9 protein-coding genes are annotated in these 12,637 nt (G+C 44.6%); 3 read left to right on the top strand and 6 right to left on the bottom strand.

Features of this window, described 5'->3' with window-relative positions; translation table 11 throughout:
- Positions 1–61: 61 nt before the first annotated feature.
- The 5 genes from pdxH to cysS all read right to left on the bottom strand — a co-directional run bounded on the left by pdxH (position 62) and on the right by cysS (position 7,897).
- On the bottom strand, positions 62–733 hold the full coding sequence (pdxH, locus tag IP485_RS06625) for a pyridoxamine 5'-phosphate oxidase (protein ID WP_198326734.1): 672 nt from the start codon (positions 731–733) through the stop codon (positions 62–64).
- Between the two features lie 52 nt (positions 734–785).
- Positions 786–2,156, bottom strand: coding sequence for a phosphoglucosamine mutase (glmM, locus tag IP485_RS06620; protein WP_198326566.1), 1,371 nt, complete (start codon positions 2,154–2,156; stop codon positions 786–788).
- A 215-nt stretch (positions 2,157–2,371) separates the two neighbouring features.
- Positions 2,372–3,844 (bottom strand): IMP dehydrogenase, encoded by a 1,473-nt coding sequence (guaB, locus tag IP485_RS06615; RefSeq protein WP_198326565.1) that lies wholly within the window; start codon positions 3,842–3,844, stop codon positions 2,372–2,374.
- Between the two features lie 335 nt (positions 3,845–4,179).
- Positions 4,180–6,171: a mechanosensitive ion channel family protein gene (locus IP485_RS06610; protein ID WP_227686458.1), complete on the bottom strand. Its 1,992-nt coding sequence runs from the start codon at positions 6,169–6,171 to the stop codon at positions 4,180–4,182.
- A 265-nt stretch (positions 6,172–6,436) separates the two neighbouring features.
- Positions 6,437–7,897 (bottom strand): cysteine--tRNA ligase, encoded by a 1,461-nt coding sequence (gene cysS, locus IP485_RS06605; RefSeq protein ID WP_198326564.1) that lies wholly within the window; start codon positions 7,895–7,897, stop codon positions 6,437–6,439.
- A gap of 216 nt (positions 7,898–8,113) precedes the next feature.
- Between cysS and IP485_RS06600 the strand changes: the two genes are divergently transcribed.
- Complete coding sequence (locus IP485_RS06600; protein ID WP_198326563.1) at positions 8,114–8,710, top strand: cob(I)yrinic acid a,c-diamide adenosyltransferase; 597 nt, start codon at positions 8,114–8,116, stop codon at positions 8,708–8,710.
- A gap of 139 nt (positions 8,711–8,849) precedes the next feature.
- Here the strand turns inward: IP485_RS06600 and IP485_RS06595 are convergent, their stop codons facing one another.
- Positions 8,850–9,800, bottom strand: a complete 951-nt coding sequence (locus IP485_RS06595; RefSeq protein WP_198326562.1) for a hypothetical protein — start codon at positions 9,798–9,800, stop codon at positions 8,850–8,852.
- Positions 9,801–10,142: 342 nt separating this feature from the next.
- Between IP485_RS06595 and IP485_RS06590 the strand changes: the two genes are divergently transcribed.
- Positions 10,143–10,871 carry a glycerophosphodiester phosphodiesterase gene (locus IP485_RS06590; protein ID WP_198326561.1) on the top strand — a complete coding sequence of 243 codons (729 nt, stop codon included), beginning with the start codon at positions 10,143–10,145 and terminating at the stop codon, positions 10,869–10,871.
- 472 nt (positions 10,872–11,343) lie between these two features.
- Positions 11,344–12,522: an acyl-CoA desaturase gene (locus IP485_RS06585; RefSeq protein WP_194364516.1), complete on the top strand. Its 1,179-nt coding sequence runs from the start codon at positions 11,344–11,346 to the stop codon at positions 12,520–12,522.
- The last annotated feature ends 115 nt before the right edge of the window (positions 12,523–12,637 follow it).

The raw sequence follows: 12,637 nt of genomic DNA, 5'->3' as shown, positions 1-12,637 counted from the left end.
TGGATGTAGAGTGGCTTTTTTATACTTTCAAATACTCTAGGATTTCAAAATAAGACAAATACTATGGTAACAGACGCTTGGTTGTCCAACTGACGCTGTCTTCATTACCTTCACTGTTGTCGCCGCTACTCTGCGTATACACAATTCGATCATGCATACGATTGGCCCGACCTTGCCAAAACTCAATCTTTTCAATGGTAATCTCATACCCACCCCAAAACTCTGGCGTTGGCACAGTGCTACTGTCTGGATGCTCTGCTTGGAGCTGTTCAAACGTTTGCTCCATGACAGCACGATTGGCCACTTCACCACTTTGCGGCTGACTGACCCAAGCACCTACTTGGCTATCGTGTGGACGCTTTTGAAAGTAGGCTGCAGATTTATCGGAAGCGATCTTAGCAATACTACCGCTGATACGAACTTGACGCTCAAGCTCATGCCAAAAGAACAGTGCTTCGGCATTGGGGTTCTCTTCGATATCATGCCCTTTCGCGCTTTCATAATTGGTATAAAAGACGATACCTGTATTCGTAACTTCGCGTAACAAGACAATACGGACGCTGGGTTTATTGTCTGCACCGCATGTTGCTAGACTCATTGCATAAGGCTCTTGCACCTTTTGTACTAACGCCTCACTCATCCAAGCTTTGAAAAGCTCGAATGGTGACGTTGGTACTGATTGCTGATCCAGCTCACCTTTCTCATAGGAGAGGCGTTGATCGGTAAAGTCCATACTCATGATCACTCCTTATTTTAACGTTGTTGTCTTATTATATGAACTGATCTTAGCCTAGTACCGTTTTTATATGATTAGCCAGAGCATTGGCCATCACATCGCATTCTATTTCGTCATCTGACTCGACCATTACTCGAATCATCGGCTCTGTACCTGACTGACGTATCAGTAGACGACCACGACCTTCTAAGGTTGCCTGAGCTTTATCAAAAGCTGCAACCAGCTCTTCATGCTCAAAAGGATCTTGCATTTGAGACAAGCGTACATTGACCAGCTTCTGTGGCAATACCTCAAAACCTTCGACAAGCTCACTCAAGGCACGTCCTTGCGCTTGCATCACTGCCAATACTTGCAAGCTTGCGATGATCGCATCCCCAGTACGGCTCTTATCTAAGCATAAAATATGTCCTGATGGCTCGCCGCCCAATATCCAACCATTTGCTTCAAGCTCATGCATCACGTAGCGATCACCTACTTTTGCACGAGTGAACTCAATGTCTGCCTCTTTCAGCGCCAGCTCTAATCCCATGTTACTCATGAGTGTGCCCACAACACCTGCAGCTCTGTTTAGACCCTTGGTTGCGAGTACATACAAAATACCATCACCATCAACAAGCTTACCGGTCTCATCAACCATCACAATACGATCGCCATCACCATCCAATGCGATACCGACATCTGCTTCGTGCTCAACCACTGCTTTTTGTAGACTCTCAGGATGAGTAGAACCGCAATCAGCATTGATGTTGATACCATCAGGTGTATTGTGAATAGCGATCACTTTAGCGCCTAATTCACGCATGACTCTGGGTGCAACACTATAGCCTGCACCATTAGCACAGTCGACCACAATGGTTAGATGACTGAGATCGTACTGATAAGGGAAGCTGCCTTTGCAAAACTCAATATAGCGGCCTTTTGCATCATCGATCCGATTGTTCTTCCCCAGTTGTGCTGGGTCTAAAATCGGCATCATCAAACTGCTGTCACTGCTATCGATATTCATGATGGTTTTTAGCTTATCATTGATGGCATTTTGCATCTCATCAGTCAGCTTTTTGCCATCACCTGAAAACAACTTGATGCCGTTGTCATAGTAAGGATTATGCGAGGCTGAGATAACCACGCCAGCATCCGCATTAAAACTGCGCGTCAGATGCGCGATGGCTGGGGTTGGCAGTGGGCCAAGCATATGCACATCGACGCCTGCTGCATTAAATCCTGCTTGTAATGCGCCTTCAATCACATAACCTGACAGGCGTGTGTCCTTCCCAATCACCACACTTGGCCTACGTGCAGGATTATCGTTTCTTTCTACCAGCACCTGTCCAGTAACATAGCCCAATTTTAGAATAAAATCCGGGGTAATGGGTAGCTCACCAAATTTTCCGCGAATACCATCAGTACCAAAGTAGCTCATTATGTCTGCTCTCCAAGTTTTAAAATTCGTGATATATCAAAAAGTAAAAGGCCCGATATATACTCAGGCAATACTGTCATTATAATAATTTATTTCTATATTTTACAAAAAAACAGCCAACAATAGCAAAGCATTGTTGGCTGTTTCTATTTTAAAGTCAATGCAGCTCTACAAACCAGCTATCATTAACGCAATACAGAGCGATCAAACACAGTCTAATCTACTCGGTAGTTAGGCGCTTCTTTGGTTATTTGTACATCATGCACATGCGACTCTTTCATACCCGCTGACGTTACTTTGATAAATTGCGGATTGGTACGCATGTCTTCGATGGTTGCAGAACCTGTATAGCCCATTGATGAACGTAAGCCACCAACCAATTGGTTGACAATACCAGCGACTGGACCTTTATAAGGGACGCGGCCTTCGATACCTTCTGGTACCAGTTTTTCAACGCCATCTTTGGCGTCTTGGAAGTAACGGTCTGATGAACCATTTGATCCTGACATCGCACCTAAGCTACCCATACCGCGATAAGCTTTGTAGTAACGACCTTGGAACAGCTCAACCTCACCTGGCGCTTCTTCTGTACCTGCCATCAATGACCCGACCATGATGCATGATGCACCAGCGGCAATGGCTTTTGCCATATCACCTGAATAGCGGATACCGCCATCAGCGATCAATGGAATACTGTCTTTTAATGCACTAGCAACGTTATCAATTGCTGAAATTTGCGGTACACCGATACCGGCGATGATACGCGTGGTACAGATAGAACCAGGGCCAATACCCACTTTTACTGCATCGGCGCCTGCATCACGTAATGCCAGTGCCGCATCACCTGTGGCAATGTTGCCACCGATCACTTGTACATTAGGATAGTGCTTTTTGATCCAAGAGACTTTATCGATCACCCCTTTTGAGTGGCCGTGTGCGGTATCCACTACGATGATATCGACATCAGCTGCAATTAATGCTTCAACGCGCGCTTGCGTATCTGCACCAGTACCAACTGCCGCGCCAACACGTAGGCGACCTTGCTCATCTTTACAAGCATTCGGGTTGTTTTCAGCTTTAGCAAAGTCATTGACCGTAATCAAACCGCGCAAACGGAATTGATCGTCAATGACAATGACTTTTTCGATACGGTGTTCGTGTAGCAAGCGTTTGATATTTTCGTTGCTCTCACCTTCGTGTACCGTGACTAGCTGATCTTTTGGTGTCATGATTTGGCTGACTGGTAGTGACAGATTGGTCTCAAAACGCCAATCTCGGTGAGTCACAATACCCACCACATTATCAGTGCCTCTCTCTACCACAGGGACGCCTGAGATGTTATTGTCTTGAGTCAATCGCAACAACTCACCAATCGTCATCTCTGGATGTACTGTGATTGGATCAACTACCGTACCCGCTTCAAACTTTTTGACGCGGCGTACTTGCGTGGCTTGCTTAGCAATATCCATGCTCTTGTGCAGGATACCCATGCCGCCTAGCTGTGCCATTGTGATGGCCATTTCAGACTCAGTCACTGTATCCATAGCCGCAGAAATCAGCGGTAGATTCAGTGTGATGTTTTTGGTCAAACGGGTCGTCAGATCGGCAGTTTTTGGCAAGACTTCAGAATAGGCTGGCAACAATAAAACGTCATCAAAGGTTAAGGCTTCATCGACAATTCGCAACATACAGACCCCTAGTGGTGGTTATTTTGATGGGTGGGATTTTTGCATTAAGACAATCAACATGGCTGATACAAATCATTGATCAAAAGCTGGTTACACTAAACGCTTTAGGATCGCAATTGATTGATGGGTCGTTAGTGGATAAAATATAATGTCGAAACAAATATAGTATCGCTTCACGCTTAATGACTCATTTATCCCTTAAAAATAACGCCACATTATAACAAATAAGCGCACAAATCACATGCTATATTTGTCAGATTATTTTACAAACCTAAATATAAAAGCAATTAGAAAGTCCTCGACCTAAAAGCAGTACCTTATCGCATCCTGATGACTCACTCATCATTGTTCTTTAATATATAACGTTCTGTCGGTAAATACTTATTCTGCTGCTGATGCAAGTAGCCCAGCATCTGCTCACGTACCTCACAGGCCAATGTCCAAGCCTCTATGGGGCCTACCGCTGACACGGCACCACGCAGTTGAATGGTTCTTTCAGTCACTTCTACCACAAAAATTTCAGGCTCGGTCTTCTCATCCCAGAGCTTGTTATCCTTGGTCACCGATACAAATTGCTCACGAATGGCATCAATATCTGCCCCATAATCGATATATAAAAATACCGGACAAGTCTGGTGTACTTCGGTATGTGACCAGTTCTCAACCGTATCAGTAATCAATTGGCGCATTGGCACGATTAATCGGCGCTCATCCCATGTTTTTAGGACCGCATAGGTATAACGCAGGTCTTCAATCGTACTAAAGTTGCCGTCCATGATCACACTGTCACCAATCCTAACAGGCTGCGTCACTGCCACTTGTACTCCAGCAATGATGTTACCCAGTATCGGTTGAGCTGCGATACCAATAACCACGCCCGCGATCCCAGCCGATGTAAGTAACGTTTTGCCAAGACCTTCCATGTTGGCAAACTCACTCAGACCTATCCAGATACTGCCCAATATCATGACAAAGATGAAAACTCGGCGAAATATCGAAACATAAGTACGGCGTTGTCGCACTTTATCAAAGTGCTCCTCTCCTAGATTTTCAATCTGCATGTCTTGATAGCGATTGGCAAAAAAGTTGATCGCACGTATGCCAAACCACATGGTGCTAGACACCAAGCCAATCCAGATAAGCGGACGAGTGGACGAGGCAACCGCATCCAAATAAGGAAACCCACCAGAAACCAAGGTAAAAACCAGTGAAAAACTGATGGTAAATGTCAGCGGTACCGTCAGCTTACTGACCAAATCTGCTATGCCGTTGGTACTGCCGACGTACATGGTGTATTTTTCATCATCAATATAACGACTGATGAGCTTTTCCGTGCCTTTACTGAGTAGCCAGCCTACGCCCATGGTCAATAAGAAAAACAGCAATAACGAGGCAAACTCCCATAGCGCAATCCCAAAAAATTTGAGCTTAAGCCATGTAGGTAAATAACGCTCGAATTCTGCTGGATGATATTGCTCATACAGGTTGTCAATATTGCCTACCGTCTGCGCAGAAAACACCCAAATAGGTGCCCCGTCCCCTACTCGTACTCGCTGTAAATAAATAGGCACGCGGCGCTCTCGGTAATCGATATAACCCAATTGAATAGAACGTCTCGCAATCCCCATGATACTGCTGCTATTGCCAAGCGGTGGCTCGATGAGGCCGTCAGGACGATCTGGCATATCATCGAAAACATACAGCTCTTTTTCAGACAATAAAAAATCCAGCCGTTTCGTTAAATCAATCGCACGGCTACGTTGGGTAGTCTCATCAATCAAATTCATGTTCAGTGCATAAGAAGCCAAATCGTATTGCTGCTTCATAACTGCTGATTGAAAAAACTCTAAAGCGGCAAGTGGTGTCTCTAGGTTTGGTGGCTCAACCAGTGGTGGCAGCCCTCTATTGAGCGTGTCGAGTAAATAGTAGCCCTCATTAAACTCTCCGGTCAGTGCAGAGTCACCCTGTAGCGTGCCTGCCTGCTCCACTGCACTGCGCTCAGTAGGATCAAAAATCTCTTCCGCCACAGCAGAGAGACTGATATTTGTGTTTTTTAGCGTGTCCACCTGTTGGGCGGCATATTCCGTTAAACTGTCAGGTTTGTCCGAGGATGAGGATGTCGCTTGTTCACTGCTACTTATCTCATCGTTATTGCTTGCAGCATTGACAGGCATACCAATCGCCATCATTGCAACCACCATATATCCGAGCAGTAATTGCCAAGCATGGTAGAAAATATGACGTGGCTCTTTATTTAGGTCATGATTGTGGTCAGAACTCGTGGTCGTTCTATGACAATCAATAGGGCTATTTTTAAAAGTTTTCATATTTTATCAATCACTGGTTTGCGAGAAATGATGGGACAAAGCTGCACTGAATAAAGCTTAACTTAATTTAAGGTCTATTTCATATTCAACTATTACGCAAAAAAAAGCCAGCGCAACGCTGACTTGATTCATTAAGATAAAGGTAAAGCGCATATATATTTTATCACTCACATTTGCGTATTTAAGGAAGAAACGTTAGAAATAGCACTTTAGACAAAACGATATCAATCACCGTCAATGATTGCCTTTTTCAGTCAGCCATGTTTTAGGCACGGCGCCATGTCGTACCAGCACGACTGTCTTCAAGCTCAATCCCAGCTTCTTTTAGCTGCTCACGCACCTCATCAGCACGCGCAAAGTTTTTGTTGGCCTTCGCTTCTGCACGCTGGGTGATTAGTCCATCAATGGCCGCATCACTCAAACCGTCTTCTGCCTGCTCCCCAATCACGGCTTGCAAAAACTGATTCACAGGCTGCTGCAAGATATTGAGCACTTGCGCCAATGCCTTTAGTTGCTGTGCCGACTGCCATGCGGTGTCTATTTCCTCAGCTTTGATGGCTTTAGTAATATCTCGTGCCAGCCCAAACAAGACACTGATCGCGGTTGAACTATTAAAGTCATCATTCATCGCTTTGATAAAATCTTGCCCAGCTGCACTACTATAGGCTTCAGTAGTCAGCGCTTCGTCGATTATTAGCGTCTCACCCTTTAGCTGTTCAGCCAGTTTTAGAACATTATATAGTCTGCTTAGGCCATTGTGTGCTTCATCCAATGCACTATCAGAGAAGTTGACTTGGCTACGATAGTGACTCGATAATAAGAAAAAACGTACCGTTTCTGGCAAGTATTTTGCTATCACGTCACGAATGGTAAAAAAGTTACCTAACGATTTAGACATCTTCTCACCATCGACATTGATAAAGCCGACATGCATCCAATTACGGGCATACTCACAGCCCGTTGCTGCCTCTGACTGGGCAATTTCATTCTCATGATGCGGGAACTGCAAGTCATGACCACCGCCATGAATATCAAACGTACTACCTAGGCACTTGGTTGACATGGCAGAGCATTCAATATGCCAGCCTGGACGACCTTGTCCCCACGGTGACGCCCACTGCGGCTCATCAGGCTTTGCCGCTTTCCATAGTACAAAGTCGAACGGATTGCGTTTGTCGTTTTCGACATCGACGCGCGAGCCTGCCTGCATCTCATCAAGATTACGCTTGGATAATTTGCCATAATCAGCAAAACTGTCGACTGCATAATAGACATCGCCATTATTGCCTGCATAGGCATAGTCGCCGGTGACTAGCGTCTCAATCATATCTTGCATGTCATCGATATGATCGGTCGCGCGCGGCTCAGCATTTGGCATCTCGCAGCCAAGGGCAGTCGCGTCTGCGTGCATGGCTTCAATAAAACGCTGCGTCAACGTACCAATCTCTTCGCCATTTTCAGCAGCACGCGCAATAATCTTGTCATCGATATCGGTGATATTACGAACGTAATTGACGTTATAGCCCAACTGCGTCAGCCAGCGTACTGCCATATCGAACCCAACCATCACACGTGCATGCCCAATATGACAATAATCATAAACGGTCATACCGCACACATACATGCCGACTTGTCCTGCTTTGAGTGGTACAAACTGACGTTTGCCGCCAGTGAGTGAGTCATGAATGGCAAGCTGAGACATCGCATCGGCAAGTGGTGTGGTCATAGTAAAAAAGCCTTTTTAACAATAGGTAAAATAAAAATAGGTAAACAAAATAAACGAAAGTAATGATATGAGCAGCACTCAATCAATCATCGATAGGGACAACTGTGATGCTCATCATAAAACGTAACCCATTATCTTAGCGAAAAGCGCTGTAAAATACTACAATAAGCACGCAACTAACACCATTCAATGGTAAAAACCGTTAAGGATATAGACATGGGCAATCGCTTGAGCAAAATATATACGCGTACTGGAGATGATGGCAGCACTGGTATGGCTGATGGTAGCCGCGTCAGCAAAGCGGACAATCTATTCAACGTCATGGGTGATATCGATGAGCTCAACTCACACATTGGTCTAGTACGGGCGCAACTAAAAAGAAATAAAGGGCAATCTATCGAAAAGGAGTTTTCTGAAGCCTTAGTTATCATTCAGCACTTATTGTTCAATATAGGCGGTGAACTTGCGATGCCAGAATACGAAGGCGTGAATGCCACTCATATTGAATGGGTAGAGCAGCAAATTGATGCAATGAATACCACCCTGCCGCCGCTAAAAGACTTTATTCTGCCAACAGGGTCAGTATTAGTGAGTCAGCTGCATGTCGCACGTAGTGTCTGTCGCCGTGCTGAGCGCCAAGCTGTACTATTGCAGCAGCAACGTCCAGACGCCATTCGCCTGACTGCGGTAAGCTTTATCAACCGTTTATCTGATTGGTTGTTTGTCGCCGCGCGCTTTTGTACTGATCCCGAACAAGTCTCTGAGGTGTTGTGGGACAGTCAAGCATTGCAGTCATTCGCTAAAAAAGGCTAATGACAAAGACTAGATAACGGCTATTGATACTCTTAAACGCATAAAAAACCCCGCGACATTGCTGTTGCGGGATTTTTGTTATTTAGCATAGTGATTAAGGTTACTGGCTAATAATTAAATCCTATTAATGGGATAAAAATTAATAAGTAGCGCTGTCATCTTCAATAATCACCATATCGATGCTGTCATCTTTTGGCACCATCTTAGGGACAGCAGGCGTTGCTGGTTTTTTAGGCTCAGTACTGGTAGCCGCTTGGCTGTTGTCTGTTGAGCTGCTTTGACTACTGGTCGGTTTGTTAATAGTCGGCGGCGTTGCAGGCTGAGCAGGAGGCGTCGGCTCAGTTGGCGTGACTATCTTAGGCTGGCGAACTGGTGCTGGTTGGGTTCTATTATTTTGCGTAGGCGCAGGACGCTCAGCAGCGCGTTGTGTACGCTGTGCATCCATGGCGCCTTTGAATACAGAACCTGCCACCACATCTGCCACAACTGTCATTAGGGCTGGCTGTCCAGCAATACGTGTACGTACTTGACCGCCCTGAGTACCAACGATATAAGTAAAGGCATCATCAACGAGCATATTGTTATTGATACGGATGTTGTCTTGTGCTAAACGCGATTGTAGGCTTGGCTGATTATTAGCCGCTTGTACTTGGCTGGCTTGATACAGATCTTCGCTTGGCAGTGTCATACTGACACTTGCTTGACACGTGGTCATGCCGTTGTCATTGGCTTGTTGGAGAATGGCTGCATTCTGCACATCAATGACGATACCATTGGTTTTTTCGGTAATAGAGCCACTGTCCAGGCTGATCTCTGCCTCATTGGCATAGTTGGCAGCCAATGACTGTGCTTGTTGATTCAGGGTGTTTCGTAGTGCTGTCTTTAGGCGATCTTGTACCATTGGGTCGTCACAGCTAACGGCAGGAGCAACAGCGGTTTCAGACTCTGCAGCGTCCTGCTCAGTGAGCTCTGCTGCCTCAGTAGACTCTTCTTTATCTGAGCGATCACAGCCTGCAAGCACCAAACTACATACCAACCCGATTCCAGCAACTTTATGCCACTTGCTTAAACTTATATTTGCTACGCTCATACTTACTCTACTCCCAATGTTCTGATTCGTACCGTCACTGACTGACAGTGTTTGACATTCAACTGTCGCTTAGCATCACAAGCGCTTTACACGACGAATTTGAAAACCATACTATTATACGGTGTTTGGATGAAATGGTCATTAGTGTAGCTCATGGATGTACAAATAGCGTCCCTCATTCTATGAAAAACAGTGGTTTTGTTGCAAAAACATAACAAACATCGAAAAATAATTTTTTGGAAAATAACACTCAAATCTGAGTATTGGTGTCACAAATTTCATTAGACGCTAAGAATACGACCCTATATGATGATGTACAAAACCGAGCGATAGTCGTTTGATATGATAAATTTTAGAAACACGCAGTTATTGGGGCATCGCGGTGCACGCGGGGAAGCCTTAGAAAATACCTTTGCAGGCTTTGAGCATTCTCAAAACCTGAAATTGAAGGGTTTGGCAGGCGTTGAGTTCGACGTACAGCTGAATGCTGATGGTCATCTGATCGTGTTTCACGATGATAATTTAGAGCGGATGTGCGGTCAGCAGTCACGTATCGATCAGCTGTGTCTAAATGAAGTACAATGCCGTTTGCAGTTTGGACAACCCATCATTACTCTAGCGAGTATCGTGCCCTTACTGGCAGGGTTTAAGGTAATTGAGCTCGAGATTAAAACGCATGATCGCACCAACTATGCAGTGTTAATCGAGGCACTGGCTCGCGAGGTCATCAATACACCTATTGCCAGTTTGCCTGTGGTGTTGACCAGCTTTGATACAGAGCTGCATATTCGACTACAACGTCACAAACTACTGTCTCGCATACCACGAGGCTTACTGATTCGTACGCCAGAAGCCTTAGCGAGAGCGACAAATACAGCTTTGCAACTTGGCTGTATTCAATTGGGCATTCACTATCCACTGTTGAGCCAATCAGTGATTGAGCACAGTCATCGATATGACTTACCGGTAAGCGCTTGGACAGTCAATGATATCGCTACTATAGATCAGCTTATTAAATGGAAAACAGATGTTATCATCACTGATTTTCCAACGCCCTTATTGTTGCCTTAAACGACTGATAGATGCTTTAATGTCGCTCAGTAATTTGACTGAGCGTCCTTCAAGTCCCCTACATATCTATCATGTTACTTACATATTCACGTCATGCCTGATAAGTCAGCCATTATTTTGACCAATACACTCTATAATTCATACAAGTTATTGTTATTTAGCAATATTTTTATAGTGTATAAGTGTTCACTTTATACAGTTTTTCAGGTACTATGGGGACTTAAATTAATACCGTTAAGGATATTATATGATTGCAAAAAAAGCACTTGGCTTGCCGCTTAAAGGCGTACGTTTCGCTATCAAATCTGGCGATGCGTTGATAAAAACTGCCAATAATAAAGTAACGCGTTTTAAAACCCGTTTTGATGAAAAAAAGGCGCAAGCTGCTTTTGATGAGCAACCTATAGCAAAACGCAACTATGCCAAAGCTCCTGAGCAAACTGATGCTCTCACAAAAGAGCAAAGCATAGATATGCGTGAGTTTGAGTTTACAAAAGCACCGATTAACTGGATTCCAGCGACTATTTTGGTTGCGACGCCTATTGCTGCCGCGATTATTACGCCATGGTATCTGTTCACTCATGACGTGAGCGCACCTGTGTGGGGCGTGTTTGGTGCCTTTATGGTATGGACAGGCATGAGTATCACAACCGGTTACCATCGCCTATTGGCACATCGTGCTTATAAAGCGCATCCAATTGTCAAAAACTTCCTATTGCTTGGTTCTACTTTAGCGGTACAGGGTTCAGCGTTTGATTGGGTATCAGGTCACCGTACTCATCATCGTCATGTAGATGACCGTTTAGATGATCCATATTCAGCAAAACGCGGTTTTTGGTTCAGTCATATTGGTTGGATGCTACGCAACTACCCTAGCGGCAAGTTTGACTACAAAAATATTCCTGACTTGACCAAAGACAGAACGTTACAGATTCAGCATAAATACTACGGTCTATGGGTCGTTGCCTTGAATGTTGGTATGGTCGCCGCTATTGGTTGGTTATTGGGTGATGTCTGGGGTACGCTGGTTATAGCTGGTTTGCTACGTTTGGTATTGACGCATCACTTTACGTTCTTTATCAACTCGTTATGCCATATGTTTGGTAGCCGTCCTTATACGGACACTAATACAGCCCGTGATAACTTCTTCTTGGCCATATTTACGTGGGGTGAGGGTTATCATAATTACCATCACTTCTTCCAGTACGATTATCGTAATGGCGTAAAATGGTGGCAGTATGATCCAACCAAATGGTTGATCGCAGGTCTATCAAAAATTGGTCTGACTAGTGAGCTGCGTACTGTTGATGACACCACCATCAAGCATGCTGAAGTTCAAATGCAGTTCAAAGCAGCACAGCAGCAAATTGATACAGCAACAGTTGGCGGCATTGACTTGCCTCATGCAATGAAAAGCTTTCAAGATCGTATCAAGTTTGAATATGATGCCTTCATGCAAACGGTTGAAGAATGGCAAGCGCTCAAAGCGAAAACCATTGAGCTGAAAAAGACAGAGTATGCAGATCGCTTGCATGAAGTTGATGACAAGCTGAAGCATGATTATGCCAAGATTGAAGAGAAAATCCTTGAGCATAATAGCAATCTGAAGACAGCGTTCCGTTCTATCGGCGCAAATCAAAAAGCTGCTTAAGTCAGTCCCTGATTCATATTGAGTCATCGTCTTAATCGTAACGTTTCTCCTCCCCTTTATCTTTAGAGATAGAGGGGATTTTTTTGCGTTATTTATAGCATATGCTGTTGTAAAT

This window comes from Psychrobacter sp. NG27, from assembly GCF_016106655.1.
In the GTDB taxonomy this organism is placed as follows: domain Bacteria; phylum Pseudomonadota; class Gammaproteobacteria; order Pseudomonadales; family Moraxellaceae; genus Psychrobacter.
The sequence above is the reverse complement of the archived record's forward strand: the minus strand, read 5'-3'. Positions and strand labels throughout refer to the sequence as shown.